Below are 16,503 nucleotides of genomic sequence, written 5' to 3' on the forward strand. Positions count from 1 at the left end.
ATCTGTTGCAATAGATTGGGATGACTTGTGGCTAGGGGTGAAAGGCCAATCAAACTCGGAAATAGCTGGTTCTCCGCGAAATCTATTTAGGTAGAGCGTCGACCGAATACCCTCGGGGGTAGAGCACTGGATGGGCTAGGGGTCCTCACCGGATTACCAAACCTAACCAAACTCCGAATACCGAGGAGTACTAGTCGGCAGACACACGGCGGGTGCTAACGTCCGTCGTGGAAAGGGAAACAACCCTGACCAACAGCTAAGGTCCCCAAGTTATGGCTAAGTGGGAAAGGATGTGAGGATCCCAAAACAACCAGGATGTTGGCTTAGAAGCAGCCATCATTTAAAGAAAGCGTAACAGCTCACTGGTCTAAATAAGGGTCTTTGCGCCGAAAATGTAACGGGGCTCAAGCCATACACCGAAGCTTTGGGTTTGCATCTTTGATGCAAGCGGTAGCGGAGCGTTCTGTAAGTCTGTGAAGGGTGACCTGTGAGGGCGCCTGGAGATATCAGAAGTGCGAATGCTGACATGAGTAACGATAAAGAGGGTGAGAGACCCTCTCGCCGAAAGTCCAAGGGTTCCTGCTTAAAGTTAATCTGAGCAGGGTTAGCCGGCCCCTAAGGCGAGGCCGAAAGGCGTAGTCGATGGGAATCACGTTAATATTCGTGAGCCTGGAGGTAGTGACGGATCGTGTGTGTTGTTCAACCTTATTGGATTGGTTGGGCTTCGAAGCGGTCCCAGGAAATAGCTCCTCCTTATAGCCCGTACCCGAAACCGACACAGGTGGACTGGTAGAGTATACCAAGGCGCTTGAGAGAACTCTGCTGAAGGAACTCGGCAAATTGCACGCGTAACTTCGGAAGAAGCGTGACCCTTTTTTGCGCAAGCAGAGGAGGGTGGCACAGACCAGGGGGTAGCGACTGTTTACCAAAAACACAGGGCTCTGCGAAGTCGCAAGACGACGTATAGGGTCTGACGCCTGCCCGGTGCTGGAAGGTTAAGAGGAGGGGTGCAAGCTCTGAATCGAAGCCCCAGTAAACGGCGGCCGTAACTATAACGGTCCTAAGGTAGCGAAATTCCTTGTCGGGTAAGTTCCGACCTGCACGAATGGCGTAACGACTTCCCCGCTGTCTCCAGCAGAGACTCAGTGAAATTGAATTCCCCGTGAAGATGCGGGGTTCCTGCGGTTAGACGGAAAGACCCCGTGCACCTTTACTATAGCTTTACACTGGCATTCGTGACGGCATGTGTAGGATAGGTGGTAGACTTTGAAGCCAGGGCGCCAGCCTTGGTGGAGTCACCCTTGAAATACCACCCTTATCTTCATGGATGTCTAACCGCGACCCGTTATCCGGGCCCGGGACAGTGTATGGTGGGTAGTTTGACTGGGGCGGTCGCCTCCTAAAGAGTAACGGAGGCGCGCGATGGTGGGCTCAGAACGGTCGGAAATCGTTCGCTGAGTGCAATGGCATAAGCCTGCCTGACTGCGAGACTGACAAGTCGAGCAGAGACGAAAGTCGGTCATAGTGATCCGGTGGTCCCGTGTGGAAGGGCCATCGCTCAACGGATAAAAGGTACGCCGGGGATAACAGGCTGATGACCCCCAAGAGTCCATATCGACGGGGTTGTTTGGCACCTCGATGTCGACTCATCGCATCCTGGGGCTGGAGCAGGTCCCAAGGGTATGGCTGTTCGCCATTTAAAGCGGTACGTGAGTTGGGTTCAGAACGTCGTGAGACAGTTCGGTCCCTATCTGCCGTGGGTGTAGGAATATTGATAGGATCTGTCCCTAGTACGAGAGGACCGGGATGGACGAACCTCTGGTGGACCTGTTGTGGCGCCAGCCGCATAGCAGGGTAGCTACGTTCGGACGGGATAACCGCTGAAGGCATCTAAGCGGGAAACCCACCTAAAAACGAGTATTCCCTGAGAGCCGTGGAAGACCACCACGTCGATAGGCCGGGTGTGGACACGCAGCAATGCATGAAGCTTACCGGTACTAATAGCTCGATCGGCTTGATCATTCTCATTACTCGTGCCCATCAAAGATGATGGACACGCGATCTTTAGCACTCACGCGTCGTATCGGCCCTCCAGGCCGAACGCTCCGCGAGGGCGGGCAAAAGTGCCCGGCGGCCAATTCGGCCTTGCGGCGCAAAAGCGCCGACGCCAGGATCGCGAAACCAAGCAGAAAAGATAAAAAGGGCTCAGCCCTGCACCAGCTTCTCAAACCTTTGAACAATGCGCTTCGTTGACCTGGTGGTTATTGCGGAGTGGCTGCACCCGATCCCTTTCCGAACTCGGCCGTGAAACGCTCCAGCGCTGATGGTACTTCGTCTCAAGACGCGGGAGAGTAAGTCGCTGCCAGGTCTGCAAAACGCATCGTTCAAAAGCTTCTCATCACACACGCACAGAACAACCCAATCTCCGGCCAAGCCACATCAAAAAGGCCAAAGGCCGAAGACAAACGCTGACCCAATCAGCGTATCGGTGACGCGGGGTGGAGCAGCCCGGTAGCTCGTCAGGCTCATAACCTGAAGGTCGCAAGTTCAAATCTTGCCCCCGCAACCAACAATTACCTCAGGTTTTAAAGAACGGCGGCGGCGTCTGCACGGACTTGCCGCCCTTGCTTTGCCGCACAAGAAGCCCATCCTTGCGTCGGATGGAGCGGCTGCATGCAGAAAGATGACCTTGGACTTCCTTTGAGCGGCGCCTCCAGTCGCAGCCGCGAGCTTTACGCCGTTGCCCTGGGCAATCTACAGCGCTTCGGCGGCGATCCCGTCGCCCGGCTGAATGAAGCCTTGGAACTCGACCCGCATTTCACCATGGCCCATGTGCTGAAAGGATACCTTTTCGCGCTGAGCACGGATGCCGCGGCGACCCGAACAGCGGCGAAGATTCACGAGGCGGCGCAAGCCACAAGCGGCACCGAACGTGAGCGGGTTCATGTTGCGGCGCTCGGGGCTTTGACTAGGGGTGGGTGGCATGATGCCGGCGCTCTTCTTCAAGAGCTTACAACAACCGAGCCCCGCGACGCACTCGCGTTGCAGGCTGGCCATCAGATTGATTTTTTCACAGGAAATGCCGCTCGGTTACGGGATCGGATCGGCTTGGCGATGCCGCATTGGCACGAGCGGATGCCCGGCTACCACGCGGTGCTGGCCGCGCATGCCTTCGGCCTCGAAGAAAACGGCGACTACGCAGCGGCCGAGAAGGCCGGTCGGCGCGCCGTGGAACTCGAGCCGCGCAACGGCTGGGCGCAGCATGCGGTCGCGCATGTGATGGAGATGCAATGCCGCCAGCGCGACGGTATTGCCTGGATGCGCGCCAACCCGGATGTGTGGTCGCAGGAAAGCTTTCTCCAGGTGCACAATTGGTGGCACCTCGCTCTTTTCCACTTCGATCTCGGCGAGGCCGACGAGGTGTTGGCGCTTTATGATGGTCCGATCTGGGGCAACCAGTCCAAGGCCGTTCTCAACATGGTTGATGCCTCCGCCATTCTTTGGCGGCTGCATCTCGGGGGCATCGACGCCGGGCAGCGCTGGAACACGCTCGCGGATGCCTGGGAGCCGGCGGCTGGTGCTGCAAACTACGCCTTCAATGACATGCATGCCATGATGGCCTTTGTGGGTGCCGGGCGGCCGGCTGCGGCCGCGCGCCTCTTGGAGGCGCAGCAGTCGACCATGAGGGGAACCAGCGACAATGCCGGATTCACGCGCGACGTTGGCCATCCGGCGGCCAAGGCCATATGGCTGTTTGGCCAAGGGCAGTATCGCGAGGTCGTGGCGCTTTTGAAGCCCTTGTCGAAGATCGCGCATCGCTTCGGCGGAAGCCATGCGCAGCGGGACGTGATCGACCTCACGCTGATCGAAGCGGCGTTGCGTGCCCGGGATGGCGAAACGGCAGCAATGCTTGCCGGGGCACGTAAGCAGAGCCGCCCCGAAAGTCCTCTGTCCCATCTTTTTGCCGATCGGGCTGCCGTCCTCCTCCCTTAATTTCGAGCCGCAAAGAAATCTGGCGCATCCGGCGTTTGCGGCTTCTCGGCTTCGGGCGATTTGCTATGAGTGGACCGCGCTGCGGGCGCTTGCCCGTTTCACTGGAGGACTGCGATGTATCTCGGACTCGATCTCGGCACCTCGGGCGTCAAAGCCCTGCTGATGGACGGCGAGCAGCGCATCATCGCATCCGCCAATGGCGAGCTTCAGGTTTCGCGCCCGCGTTCCGGCTGGTCGGAACAGAACCCGCAAGACTGGCTCAACGCAACGCAAACCGCTGTTGCAGGATTGAGGGCCAGCCATCCTGCGGAACTTGTGGCTGTGAAGGGGATCGGCCTTTCCGGGCAGATGCATGGCGCCACCCTTCTCGATGCGTCCGGCGCCGTTTTGCGCCCCTGCATCCTTTGGAATGACACGCGCTCGCACAAGGAAGCCGCCATTCTCGATGCCGATCCTCGCTTCCGTTCGATCACCGGCAACATTGTGTTCCCGGGCTTCACCGCTCCCAAACTCGTCTGGGTCAAGGAAAACGAGCCGAACCTGTTCGCCCAGGTCGCCAAGGTGCTTCTGCCCAAGGATTACCTGCGCCTTTGGCTTACGGGCGAGACCATCTCGGAGATGTCGGATTCTGCTGGGACGGCGTGGCTCGACGTCGGCAACCGCCGTTGGTCGTCGGAGCTTCTGGCCTCAACCGATCTCGACGAGAGCCACATGCCGCGCCTGGTGGAAGGAACGCAGGTGGGTGGCGTGGTCCGCGCAGAGCTCGCGGCCTCATGGGGCATGGGCAGCAGGGTCGTGGTCGCGGGCGGCGCCGGCGACAATGCGGCGTCAGCTTGCGGCATGGGCACGGTGACTCCGGGCTCCGCTTTCGTTTCGCTGGGTACATCCGGCGTTCTTTTTGCTGCCAACGCATCCTATCTCCCCAATGCAGAAAGTGCCGTGCACACCTTCTGCCACGCGCTGCCGAATACCTGGCACCAGATGGGCGTCATCCTGTCGGCGACGGACTCCTTGAACTGGCTGTCGCGCATCACCGGAAAGAAGGCGGCAGATCTCACACAGCCGCTCGGCGAAACGCTCAGGGCGCCAACGGGCGTGACCTTTCTGCCTTATCTTTCCGGAGAACGGACCCCGCACAATGATGCCCTGATCCGCGGTGCCTTTGTTGGCCTGGAACAAGAAACCGGGCCGGTTGAGATGACGCAGGCCGTGATTGAAGGCGTGGCTTTCGCGATCCGCGACAATCTGGAGGCCCTCCGCAGCGCCGGAACCGAGCTCGCCCGCGTCACCGCAATCGGCGGCGGGTCGCGCTCGGTCTATTGGCTCAAGGCAATTGCCACTGCGCTTGGAACGCCGGTCGACCTGCCGGCGGACGGCGATTTCGGCGCGGCGTTCGGCGCGGCACGGCTTGGGTTGATCGCAGCAACAGGTGCGGATCCTGTGGTTGTGTGCACGCCGCCGGCAACGCGATCCACCATCGACCCCGAAGGCGATGTAATGTCCGCCTTCGCGGATGCCTACGGCCGCTATCGCCGGCTTTACCCCGCCATGAAAGCGGCTTGAGCCGTTCCCCATCCGCTTCTTTTCGGAAGGATCTTTCCCATGACCACAGGTTTTTTCGGCGACGTTCAGCCGGTGCGCTTTGAAGGTGCGGATAGCACCAATCCGCTCGCCTACCGCTTCTACAACAAGGATGAGGTGGTGGCGGGCAAGCGCATGGAAGACCACCTGCGCTTTGCGGTGGCTTACTGGCATTCCTTTGCCTGGCCCGGCGGTGATCCGTTCGGCGGCCAGACCTTCGAGCGGCCCTGGTTCACCGATGACATGGCCGGCGCCAGGCTGAAGGCCGACGTTGCCTTCGAGATGTTCACCGCGCTCGACGTGCCGTTCTATTGCTTTCATGATGCCGATGTCCGGCCGGAAGGGCAGAGTTTCACCGAAAGCGCACGCCGGCTCGACGAGATCGTCGACATCTTTGCCCGCAAGCAGGAAGAAACCGGCGTCCAGCTCCTGTGGGGTACGGCGAACCTGTTTTCCCACCGCCGCTATATGGCGGGCGCCGCCACCAACCCTGACCCGGATGTGTTTGCTTATGCCGCCGCAACGGTGAAGCACTGCATCGATGTTACAAAGAAGCTCGGCGGTGCCAACTACGTGCTGTGGGGTGGGCGCGAAGGCTATGAAACGCTGCTCAACACCGACCTCAAGCGCGAACGCCAGCAGGCCGGCCGCTTCTTGTCCATGGCCGTGGACTACGCCAAGAAGATCGGCTTCACCGGCACGATCCTGATCGAGCCCAAGCCGCAGGAACCGACCAAGCATCAGTATGACTACGATGTCGCGACGGTGTACGGCTTCCTGAAGGAGTTCGGGCTCGAGAACGAGGTCAAGGTCAACATCGAGCAGGGCCACGCGATCCTTGCCGGCCATTCCTTCGAGCACGAACTTGCGCTGGCAGCCGCGCTCGGCATCTTCGGTTCAATCGACATGAACCGCAACGATTACCAGTCTGGCTGGGACACGGACCAGTTTCCCAACAATGTGCCGGAAATGGCGCTTGCTTACTACGAGATCCTGAAAGCGGGCGGCTTTACCACGGGCGGCACCAACTTCGACGCCAAGCTGCGCCGCCAGTCGCTTGATGCCGAGGATCTGCTCGTCGCCCATATTGGCGGCATGGATGCCTGCGCCCGCGGGTTGAAGGCTGCAGCCCGAATGCTTGAGGACGGTGTCTTGAGCGGCTTCGTCGAGGAGCGTTACAGCCGCTGGAACAGCGCGGAAGGCCAGGCGATACTTTCGGGCCAGCGCACGCTGGAAGACGTGGCGCGGCGCGTGATCAAGGATGCGGTCGACCCGCAGCCGCGTTCCGGCAAACAGGAATGGCTGGAAAACGTCGTCAACCGCTACGTTTGACGGCTCTTACTCCCAGAAGCGCTTGGCGTCGGCAAAGTCGCCATGCGCTTCGGACGCAGCTGCGATCAGCTTCTTTTTCTTGGTGCCGCCTGCAAGCGCCTGCGCATCGGGATCATCGCTCAAGCCAAGGTGCTGGATCAGATCCGGCGCTGCGGCGAGATCGTTCAAGGCTCCGAGCTGGTCCTGCAAGGCTTCCAGGGCTGCCACGAATTTGCCGTGGCGCCGGCGCTGGCGTTTGTCCGTGTAAAGGCCGGCAAAGAACTCGGCTGCATAGCGCAGCTTCTTTGCGTCCTTTCGGACCTCATGGCGCTCGGCTTCTTCCAGCTGGTCGAGCTTGCCACCGCCCTTCTTGACCTTCTTACGGAATTTCTTGAGCGGTTGCGCTGCAAAGATCGGCGCCGGCTTGGTTCGCTGCTCGTGCGTGTCCTCGTTCGTCAGCCATGGTCCCATCGAGGTCCACTCAACTAGGTCGATCATCATCATGCGCACGCGCTTGCCGTTCAGCGCCGTGATGATGCGGTCATAGGCTTCGTCGCGCGCCGTTTGCAGCCTTTCGCGCAGTGCTTCCGCTTCGTTTCGCTTGATGAGAACATCGAGGTCCCGCCCTTCACCCAAAAGGCCCGCGAGCCATTTCAGGTCACGGCGGATCAGCTCGGCATCGTCATCAGCGTATAAAGCCTTGAAGATCGTGAGCGCGGCGCGGAGGCGCCGCAGCGCCACGCGTGCCTGATGTAGCGCGGCCGGGTTCCTCGTATCGAGAAGCAGGGCTTCATTTAGCCGGTAGTGCCGCAAACAGGCGGTGATGATCGCCTGAAACGCCGATTGTGCCGACATTTCGGGCACGAGTTCGACCGACTCAGCCTTGAAGCTCTCGGCTTGAGCTTCCAGAAACAGATAACCTCGTTCGGCCTTGCTGTTGACGCTCAGCCGGACCGGCGCGAGTTCGTCAAGCTGGCGGGCAAGCCGAAACAGCACGGCAAGATCGCCGCGCTTGCTTTCCATTTCCATCTCGTGGATCGGCGAACGACGTTCGGAGGCGAGGATTTCGCCGACATCCAAGGCGCACTCGACGGCGTCCTCGCCATCCACGAACTGCCAGCGACGGCGCTTAACGCTCATGCGGAACACCGGCGTCAGGCTGTCCGCATCGTGGCCGAGCAGCATCGCCAACGGCGTTTGGCTGTCGATCACCAGGGTTTCCGATGGCACGACGCGCTCCCATTCAGGGCGCGCAAACAGGCCCGCCGCCTTTCTCGAGGTGCCTTTCAGCGTTTGGACAAGCTGATCGTTTTCGCGGCGAATGCGCAGGGAGAACCCGTTGGCCCGCAACTGTCGTTCCGGCGTGTCGAAATAGGTCGCCTTCAGCTCGAGCGTATCCGGGTCGCTTCCAAACAGGCCCGATGATGCGATCTTCTCGACATCGTCTTCAGCAATCTGAAGCTTCAGTTCAATTTCCATTCCGAGCCTCACAACGGCGAACGCTTCGCATCATAGCTAAGGCGGTTTTCGCTTTTCTGACAGTAGCTACCATTTATGTCGCGAGTCTCCAGCAGAGGGTCAGCCGCTGCGCATGCGGCCCGGCGGCTTGCCGAAGGCGCGCGCGAAGGCGCGGGTGAAACCGGCTGCGCTGGAGAAGCCCGTGCGTTCGGCCACAACGGCCATCGGCTCCCGCGTGTCGAGAACGAGTCGCCGCGCCGTCGCAAGGCGCAAGCGCAAAGCATAAGCGCCTGGCGTTTCGTTGAGCGCCTTCAAAAACAGTTTTTCCAGCGTGCGGGTGCTGACGCCCACCCGCCGCGCGATCGCAGAGATCGGCAGCGGCTGGTCAAGGTGACTTTCCATCAGGCGGATTGCGGTTGTTAGGCGGGGATCGTGACGGTCCAAACGGCCAAGCGACACCAAAGGCTGCGCATCGTTGGGAGCACGCGCCTGATCATAGATAAAGACGGACGCCACATCCAGCGCCACAACGGCACCAAGCCTTGTGCGCACCAGATGCAGCATCAGGTCGAACGTTGGCGACGCGCCGCCGGCGGTGAAAACCGGACCGTCGATCACATACCGATCAGGCCTGACATCGCTGCCGGGGAACGCGGTGGCGAAATCTTCCATGTCTTCCCAATGCGTGGTGGCGGCCCTGCCTTCCAGCAGACCGGCATGGCCCAGCACCCAGGTTCCGGCTTCCACGCCCCCGACCGCCCTCGCCGCACGGCCGACGCGCCGAATGGCTGCAAGTAAGGGCCGGTTGGTTTGAAGCCGTGTGCCGAAGCCCCCGATCGCAATCAGCACGTCGGTCGGTCTGCTTGCATCGAAGGAGCCATTCACCGCGACCGGCAATCCGCACGTGGTGATCGGAGGCGTTCCATCCGCCGACACAAGGTGGAAGTCGAACAGCTTTTCACCAGTAATACGGTTGGCAGCGCGCAACGGATCGAGAGCGGATGCCACGCACATGATCGAGGCTCCGGAGAAGACGAGAAAGGTCATGCGCAAGGGCGCATCTTCAGAACGGAAGATCGACGCTGGTTCGCTTTTCATCAACCGAGCTTCGTAAATCATCAAACGGCCGGTGCCAACTGCGTGGATGATCGCGCTTCCAATCTAGGAGGATCTGCACCATGCCGCTCGAAATGAACCGCGAGGTTTTCATCACCTGTGCCATCACCGGTTCGGGCGGAACACAGGACCGCAGCCCGCATGTGCCGCGTTCGCCTGAGCAGATTGCGCAATCCGCCATCGATGCCGCTAAGGCCGGCGCGGCCATCGTTCATTGCCATGTGCGTGATCCCGAAACCGGCAAGCCGCGACGCGACGTGCATCTTTACCGCGAAGTGACGGAGCGCATCCGCGACGCCAATGTCGACGTTGTGCTGAACCTCACCGCTGGCATGGGGGGCGACATGGTGTTCGGTGATCCTGAGAATCCGCTGCCGCTCAAGGAACAAGGCACCGACATGGGGGGTGCCACCAACCGCATGGAGCATGTGCGCCAGTGCCTGCCGGAAATCTGCACGCTGGATTGCGGCACGATGAACTTCGCGGAAGCCGACTACGTGATGACCAACACGCCCGGCATGCTGCGCGCAATGGGCGGCATGATGACCGAGCTTGGCGTGAAGCCCGAGATCGAGGCTTTCGACACCGGACATCTCTGGTTTGCCAAGCAGCTCGTGGCAGAGGGTGTTCTGAAACCGGACGCGCTGGTGCAGCTTTGCATGGGTGTGCCCTGGGGCGCACCGGACGACCTCAATACCTTCATGGCAATGGTCAATAACGTCCCGAAGGAATGGACCTTTTCGGCCTTTGCGCTCGGCCGCAACCAGATGGCCTATGTAGCAGCCTCGGTTCTTGCCGGCGGCCATGTGCGTGTCGGGCTGGAAGACAATCTGTGGCTCGACAAGGGCGTGCTTGCCACGAACGCTCAGCTTGTCGAGCGGGCGGTGACCGTGATCGAAACGATGGGCGCACGCGTCATCGGGCCGGAAGAAGTCCGCAAGAAACTGAACCTGACCAAGCGCGCGCCGCTGCCTTCCGCTGCCTGAGGATGCAAGCCATGACCAAGATCACCAAGGCTGCAGCGATCGGCGGCGGCGTTATCGGCGGGGGCTGGATCGCGCGGCTTGCGCTAAACGGGATCGACGTAAAGGTCTTCGATCCCCATCCTGAAGCCAAGCGCAAGATTGATGAGGTGATCGACAATGCACGGCGCGCTTACAAGCGCATGGCGGTCAAGGGCCTGCCTAGGGAAGGCGAGGTCACCTATTCACTGTCAATCGCCGAAGCCGTAGCTGGCGCCGACTTAATCCAGGAAAGCGTGCCGGAGCGGCTCGACGTCAAGCTGAAGACGCTGGCGGAGATCGATGCCGCGGCTCCGGTGGACGCGCTGATTGGGTCATCCACGTCGGGCTTCAAGGCGACCGACATGGCAAAGGACCTGAGGCACCCTGAACGCTTCCTAGTCGCCCACCCGTTCAACCCTGTTTACCTCCTGCCGATCAATGAGATCGTGCCTGGCGAGAAGACCAGCAAAGAAGCGGTGGAGCGTGCGCGCGAAGCCTATACCAGCATTGGCATGAAATGCGTTGTGCTCACCAAGGAGATCGACGCCTTTGTCGGTAACCGTCTGCTTGAGGCTGCATGGCGCGAGGCGCTGTGGCTGATCAAGGACGGCATATGCACCGTCGAGGAACTTGACGACATCATGCGCTATGGCTTTGGCATGCGCTGGGCGCAGATGGGCATGTTCCAAACCTATCGTATCGCCGGCGGCGAAGCAGGCATGCGCCACTTCATGGCTCAGTTCGGCCCGGCACTCTCCTGGCCCTGGACCAAGCTGATGGATGTGCCGGAGTTCAATGACGAGCTGGTCGACCTTGTCGCGAAACAGTCCGACGATCAGTCCTCCAAATGGTCGATCCGCGAACTTGAGCGGATCCGCGACGAAAACCTGATCGGCATCATGGAAGCGTTGGCCAAGGCCGAGAATGGCCAGGGGTGGGGCGCCGGCGAGTTGCACAACTCCTATGTCACGCGGCTCGGTAAGGGCGCGCCCAAGATTTCCAAGGCGGCCGAAAAGGCCAAGGCGACTAAGCCGAGGAAAGTCGGCGCGAAGAAGAAGGGCTGAACCCATGCATTTCGGTCTTTCGGAAGAGCAGCAGCTGATCGTCGATACGACGCGGGCCTTTGTCCAGAACGAGCTTTACCCGCATGAACTCGAAGTCGAGCGCACGGGCCATCTGCGCATGGACCTCATCAAGGAGATCCAGGGCAAGGCGATCGCAGCCGGGCTCTACGCCGCCAACATGCCGGAAGAGGTGGGCGGTGCGGGGCTCGATACCCTGACCTGGCTGCTTTACGAGAAGGAACTCGGCCGCGCGAATTATGCGCTGCACTGGACCTGCGTTGCCCGGCCCTCCAACATCCTGCTGGCCGGCACCGACGAGCAGAAGGAGAAGTATCTCTATCCCTGTATTCGCGGCGAAAAGTGGGACTGTCTTGCCATGACGGAACCGGGCGCGGGTTCCGACCTGCGCGGTATGAAGGCGACCGCGGTGCAGGACGGCTCCGACTGGGTGCTGAATGGCACCAAGCATTTCATCAGCCATGCCGACATCGCGGATTTCGCAATTTGCTTCATGGCCTCGGGCGAGGAAGAAGGGCCGCGCGGCAAACGCAAGAAGATCACCGCCTTTTTCGTCGACAAGGGCACGCCGGGCTTTGCCGTCCGCGATGGCTACCGCAATGTTTCGCATCGCGGCTACACGAATTCCGTTCTTGAATTCGACGACTGCCGTTTGCCCGCCGGCCAGGTGCTGGGCGAGGTGCACAAAGGTTTCGAAGTCGCGAATTCCTGGCTCGGCGCCACGCGCCTCCAGGTTGGCGCCACCTGTCTTGGCCGAGCCGAACGCGCGCTGGAGCAGTCGATCGCTTATGCGGCCGAACGGCAGCAGTTCGGCCAGCAGATCGGCAAGTTCCAAGGCGTGTCCTTCAAGCTGGCCGACATGGCAACGGAGCTCAAGGCAGCCAACCTGATGGTTATGGAAGCCGGCTGGAAATACGATGCCGGCACCGTCACCGACGAAGACATGGCAATGGCCAAGCTCAAGGCTACCGAAATGCTCGCGTTTGTGGCCGATGAAGCCATCCAGATCCATGGCGGTATGGGCTTGATGGACGACCTGCCGCTGGAACGCATCTGGCGCGACGCTCGGGTCGAGCGGATCTGGGAGGGTACTTCGGAAATTCAGCGCCACATCATCAGCCGTTCGCTGCTCCGCGCGGTGGGCGGATGAGCCGCCTCGAGCGTCTTCTTCGGCCCCGATCGATTGCTGTGGTTGGGGGCGGGGCCTTTGGGACGGCCGTCGTGGCACAATCGCTCAAGATGGGGTTTGCCGGCGAAATCTGGCCGATCCATCCGACGAAAAGCGAGGTCTCTGGCGTCACCGCCTATCCCGACGTCGCTTCTCTGCCAGGCGCACCGGATGCCGTTTTCATCGGCGTCAACCGCACGCTTACAGTGGATATGGTGGCGCAACTGCACGCCAAGGGTGCCGGCGGCGCAATTTGTTTCGCGGCTGGCTTCCTGGAAACGGACGCGGATGATGCGGACGGTGCGCGGCTGCAGCGCGAACTTATCTCGGCGGCCGGCGACATGCCGATCATCGGCCCGAACTGCTACGGCCTGATCAACTATGCCGATGGTGCATTGCTTTGGCCTGACCAGCATGGCGGACAACGCCTGCCGGAAGGCGCCCGCGGGGCGGCGATCATCACGCAATCCTCCAACATCGCCTGCAACCTGACGATGCAGCAGCGCGGCCTGCCGGTCGCGTTCTTGATGACGGCTGGCAATCAGGCTCAAACCGGCCTGTCCGATATGGCGCTCGGCCTTATCGAAGACCCTCGCGTTTCGGTTCTTGGCCTGCATATTGAAGGTTTCGATTCCGCCGCCGGGTTCGAGCGGCTCGCGGCGCGGGCGCGCGAACTGCGCAAGCCGATCGTTGCCATGAAGGTGGGGCGGTCGGAACAGGCGCGCGCTGCGACCGTCTCGCACACGGCGTCGCTGGCAGGCTCGGATGCCGCATCCGACGCTTTCCTGAAGCGCCTCGGCATTGCGCGGGTAGATACTATCCCCTCTTTCATCGAGACGCTGAAGCTGTTGCACGGCGTAGGTCCGCTGACGGGTGGCGCGCTTTCCTCGCTGAGCTGTTCTGGCGGAGAAGCATCGGTGATGGCCGACAGCGCCGAAGGTCGTAGCGTGTTTTTTCCGAAGATGGAGCGGCACCATTATGCGCGGGTAAAACAGGCGCTGGGGCCGCTGGTCGCGGTCGCTAACCCGCTGGATTACAACACCTTCATCTGGAACAACGAGCCCGCACTGACCCAGGCCTTCACCGCCATGGTTTCCGGCGGCTACGATCTCAACGTGCTTGTTCTCGACTTTCCTCGCACCGACCGTTGCTCCGACGCGGCCTGGTGGCCAACGGTAAATGCTTTTGAGGCCGCACTGAAGAGCCATGGCGCCAAGGGCGCGGTTGTCGCTTCCATGGGCGAAAACCTGCCGGAAGCCGTCGCACAGGACCTGTTCGGGCGAGGAATTGTGCCCATCCATGGCATTGCCGAAGCCATGGATGCGGCGGAGGCTGCGTTGGCAATCGGGAAGGTGTGGTCTGCACCTCCATCTGCTGCCCTGCCCACCGCGGCTTCGAGGCCAAATGGCATAACGCACACCCTGACGGAAGCAGCCGCAAAGGCCTCCCTTGCGCAAGCTGGCCTGCCCGTTCCACAAGGCATGGAGTGCGCCGGCACGGAAGAAGCAGTGGCAGCGGCTGAGCAACTCGGCTTCCCTGTTGCCCTGAAAGCGTTGGGGGTTGCGCACAAGAGCGATGCCGGCGCAGTCTTGCTCAACCTGAAGGACGAGGCTGCGCTTCGCGAAGCCGCGCATCGCATGGTGGGTCTGGGGACCGGCCTTTATGTCGAACGCATGGTGACTGGCGCTGTGGCGGAACTCATCGTCGGCATCACGCGCGAGCCGCTTTTTGGGCCGGTGATGACGCTGGGCAGCGGTGGCGTGCTTGTGGAACTCCTGCAGGATACGGCAACTCTGATGCTTCCTGCTTCGGCCGGCGAGATCGAGGCGGCGCTGCGTGGGCTCAAGCTTTTTCCGCTGCTTGACGGCTATCGCGGACGCGAGAAGGCTGATCTCATGGCGGCAATCGCTGCCATCGAGCGGATCGGCGCCTTTGCCCTCGAGCATGCCGACGGCATCGAGGAGATGGACATCAACCCGTTGATCCTTTGTCCGGCAGGCAAGGGCGCCTGGATCGCGGACGCCCTGATTGTGGAACGACTGGAAGGAGACCGCGCATGAGCGAGTTCATCAAGACGCGCAGGGAGGGTGGCGTTCTCGGAGTGACGCTCGACCGGCCAAAGGCAAACGCGATCGATCTTGCCACATCGCGAGAAATGGGACTGACGTTCCAGGCCTTCCGCGACGATCCGGATTTGCGGGTCGCGATTGTTCGAACCGCCGGCGACAAGTTCTTTTCGGCCGGTTGGGATCTGAAGGCTGCGGCTTCTGGCGACGCTGTCGACGGCGATTACGGCGTGGGCGGCTTTGCCGGGCTGCAGGAGCTGCGCGATCTCAACAAGCCGGTGATCGCCTGCGTGAACGGCATGGCAGTTGGCGGTGGCTTTGAACTCGCGCTTTCCTGCGACCTGATCTACGCGTCCGAGCACTCTTCCTTTGCGCTGCCTGAAATCAAGGCCGGTACGCTGGCTGATGCGGCCACCATAAAGCTGCCGAAGCGCATCCCCTACCATGTTGCCATGGATCTGCTTCTGACCGGTCGCTGGATGGACGTTGCCGAGGCGCATCGCTGGGGCCTCGTCAACGAGGTTTTGCCGGCCGACAAGCTGGAAGATCGTGTTTGGGAGGTCGCGCGGCTGCTTGCTGGCGGCCCGCCGCTGGTTTTCGCGGCGATCAAGGAAGTGGCGCGCGAAGCCGAAAGCAGGGGCTTTCAGGACATGATGAACTTCATCATGCGGCGCAAATTCCGGACGGTTGATGAGCTTTACGGTTCGGAAGACAACATGGAAGGCTTCAAGGCCTTTGCGGAAAAGCGGGATCCTGTTTGGAAAGGCAAGTGATGGCCGCGGATTATTCCAAGCTGATCGATGCGGAAACCTGGGCGTTTATCGAGCGCACCAACAGCTATTATCCGCCGGACACGGTGGATTACACAGTCCAGGAGCAGCGCGCGATCTACGACCGGATGTGCCGCGAGTTCCATTCGGGCTACCCCGCCGGGGTCACTGCCGGCACAGGCCCGGTGGAAGATCCCGCCGGTGATGTGCAATGCCGCGTGTACCGGCGCGACAATCCCGACAATGCGGCAGCCGTCATGTATCTTCATGGTGGCGGCTTTATTCTCGGCGGGCTGGAAAGTCATGACGACGTTTGCGCCGAGATTTGCGCGCAGACCGGCTTCGACGTCATCTCTGTGGACTACCGGCTTGCTCCTGAACACAAGCATCCGGCGGCCTTCAACGATGCCATGACAGTGTTCCGCTTTCTGCAAACACGTCCCAAGCCCATCGTGTTGTGCGGGGATTCTGCTGGCGGCAATCTGGCGGCTGCGGTGGCGCATGCAACGCGCGGACAGCCTAACCCACCGATTGGGCAAGTGCTGATCTATCCAGGGCTCGGCGGGAACCAGAGCGAGGGCTCCTACGTCACCCATGCCGACGCGCCGATGCTGACCAAGCGTGATCTCGATTTCTATCGCGCGGTGCGCACGAGCGGCGGCGATCTGTCAAAGGATTATACGTTCGCGCCCTTGAGGGACCCGGACATGAGCGGCCTGCCGCCAACCGCCATCATCACGGCAGAATGCGATCCTCTTTCGTCCGACGGCGAGACCTACCGCGACCGGATTCAGGAAGCAGGGGGGCGAGCCTGGTGGCAGGAGGAGGCGGGGCTTGTGCACGGCTATCTGCGGGCCCGGCATTCCGTCGCCAAGGCGCGCGACAGCTTCACCCGCATCGTGAACGCAGTATCGTTCCTTGGGCACAAGGAGTGGCCCTACTGAGTCGCTCTCA

General features: G+C 61.1%; 10 protein-coding genes, 1 tRNA gene, 2 rRNA genes and 1 pseudogene (1 of these 14 cut by a window edge). 12 read left to right on the forward strand and 2 right to left on the reverse strand.

What is annotated here, in order from left to right; translation table 11 throughout:
• The 6 genes from J5Y06_RS04685 to xylA all read left to right on the forward strand — a co-directional run.
• Nucleotides 1-2,022, forward strand: a 23S ribosomal RNA gene (locus J5Y06_RS04685); it begins 787 nt to the left of the window's first position.
• Between the two features lie 231 nt (nt 2,023-2,253).
• Nucleotides 2,254-2,368: ribosomal RNA gene (gene rrf, locus J5Y06_RS04690) — 5S ribosomal RNA — on the forward strand.
• A gap of 124 nt (nt 2,369-2,492) precedes the next feature.
• A tRNA-Met gene (locus J5Y06_RS04695) sits at nt 2,493-2,569 on the forward strand.
• A gap of 104 nt (nt 2,570-2,673) precedes the next feature.
• Nucleotides 2,674-3,993, forward strand: a complete 1,320-nt coding sequence (locus tag J5Y06_RS04700; protein ID WP_209333894.1) for a tetratricopeptide repeat protein — start codon at nt 2,674-2,676, stop codon at nt 3,991-3,993.
• 114 nt (nt 3,994-4,107) lie between these two features.
• Nucleotides 4,108-5,556 (forward strand): xylulokinase, encoded by a 1,449-nt coding sequence (gene xylB / locus J5Y06_RS04705; protein WP_209333895.1) that lies wholly within the window; start codon nt 4,108-4,110, stop codon nt 5,554-5,556.
• Nucleotides 5,557-5,595: 39 nt separating this feature from the next.
• Complete coding sequence (gene xylA, locus J5Y06_RS04710; protein ID WP_209333896.1) at nt 5,596-6,906, forward strand: xylose isomerase; 1,311 nt, start codon at nt 5,596-5,598, stop codon at nt 6,904-6,906.
• 6 nt (nt 6,907-6,912) lie between these two features.
• Here xylA and J5Y06_RS04715 read toward each other — a convergent pair whose 3' ends face one another.
• Nucleotides 6,913-8,364 carry a CYTH and CHAD domain-containing protein gene (locus J5Y06_RS04715; protein ID WP_209333897.1) on the reverse strand — a complete coding sequence of 484 codons (1,452 nt, stop codon included), beginning with the start codon at nt 8,362-8,364 and terminating at the stop codon, nt 6,913-6,915.
• Nucleotides 8,365-8,463: 99 nt separating this feature from the next.
• Complete coding sequence (locus J5Y06_RS04720) at nt 8,464-9,444, reverse strand: GlxA family transcriptional regulator (protein ID WP_209334385.1); 981 nt, start codon at nt 9,442-9,444, stop codon at nt 8,464-8,466.
• Nucleotides 9,445-9,521: 77 nt separating this feature from the next.
• Here J5Y06_RS04720 and bcoG point away from each other — a divergent pair, with 77 nt between their 5' ends.
• The 6 genes and pseudogenes from bcoG to J5Y06_RS04750 all read left to right on the forward strand — a co-directional run bounded on the left by bcoG (nt 9,522) and on the right by J5Y06_RS04750 (nt 16,493).
• A complete protein-coding gene (gene bcoG, locus J5Y06_RS04725; protein WP_209333898.1) occupies nt 9,522-10,445 on the forward strand; it encodes a 3-dehydrocarnitine:acetyl-CoA trimethylamine transferase BcoG in 924 nt (307 codons plus the stop codon).
• An 11-nt stretch (nt 10,446-10,456) separates the two neighbouring features.
• Nucleotides 10,457-11,524, forward strand: a pseudogene (locus J5Y06_RS04730) (3-hydroxyacyl-CoA dehydrogenase NAD-binding domain-containing protein); the annotation flags it as partial.
• Nucleotides 11,525-11,531: 7 nt separating this feature from the next.
• Entirely contained in the window at nt 11,532-12,695 is a 1,164-nt protein-coding gene (locus J5Y06_RS04735; protein ID WP_209333900.1) for an acyl-CoA dehydrogenase family protein, read from the forward strand.
• Nucleotides 12,692-14,773, forward strand: a complete 2,082-nt coding sequence (locus J5Y06_RS04740; protein ID WP_209333901.1) for an acetate--CoA ligase family protein — start codon at nt 12,692-12,694, stop codon at nt 14,771-14,773. Before J5Y06_RS04735 ends, J5Y06_RS04740 begins: the two co-directional genes overlap by 4 nt.
• The gene (locus tag J5Y06_RS04745) at nt 14,770-15,552 is read left to right on the forward strand and encodes a carnitinyl-CoA dehydratase (protein WP_209333902.1); all 783 of its coding nucleotides are present in this window, start codon (nt 14,770-14,772) and stop codon (nt 15,550-15,552) included. The genes J5Y06_RS04740 and J5Y06_RS04745 overlap by 4 nt, the downstream gene beginning before the upstream one ends.
• A complete protein-coding gene (locus J5Y06_RS04750; RefSeq protein ID WP_209333903.1) occupies nt 15,552-16,493 on the forward strand; it encodes an alpha/beta hydrolase in 942 nt (313 codons plus the stop codon). The genes J5Y06_RS04745 and J5Y06_RS04750 overlap by 1 nt, the downstream gene beginning before the upstream one ends.
• Nucleotides 16,494-16,503: the final 10 nt, after the last annotated feature.

Source organism: Tianweitania sediminis (assembly GCF_017813335.1).
GTDB classification, from domain to species: Bacteria; Pseudomonadota; Alphaproteobacteria; order Rhizobiales; family Rhizobiaceae; genus Tianweitania; species Tianweitania sediminis.

Excerpts from the sequence above, each read along its gene's own strand:
- xylB (WP_209333895.1), top strand. The coding sequence starts at position 4,108 with ATGTATCTCGGACTCGATCTCGGCACCTCGGGCGTCAAAGCCCTGCTG.
- xylA (WP_209333896.1), top strand. The coding sequence starts at position 5,596 with ATGACCACAGGTTTTTTCGGCGACGTTCAGCCGGTGCGCTTTGAAGGT.
- bcoG (WP_209333898.1), top strand. The coding sequence starts at position 9,522 with ATGCCGCTCGAAATGAACCGCGAGGTTTTCATCACCTGTGCCATCACC.
- J5Y06_RS04750 (WP_209333903.1), top strand. The coding sequence starts at position 15,552 with ATGGCCGCGGATTATTCCAAGCTGATCGATGCGGAAACCTGGGCGTTT.
- J5Y06_RS04715 (WP_209333897.1), bottom strand. The coding sequence starts at position 8,364 with ATGGAAATTGAACTGAAGCTTCAGATTGCTGAAGACGATGTCGAGAAG.
- J5Y06_RS04700 (WP_209333894.1), top strand. The coding sequence starts at position 2,674 with ATGCAGAAAGATGACCTTGGACTTCCTTTGAGCGGCGCCTCCAGTCGC.
- J5Y06_RS04740 (WP_209333901.1), top strand. The coding sequence starts at position 12,692 with ATGAGCCGCCTCGAGCGTCTTCTTCGGCCCCGATCGATTGCTGTGGTT.
- J5Y06_RS04745 (WP_209333902.1), top strand. The coding sequence starts at position 14,770 with ATGAGCGAGTTCATCAAGACGCGCAGGGAGGGTGGCGTTCTCGGAGTG.
- J5Y06_RS04735 (WP_209333900.1), top strand. The coding sequence starts at position 11,532 with ATGCATTTCGGTCTTTCGGAAGAGCAGCAGCTGATCGTCGATACGACG.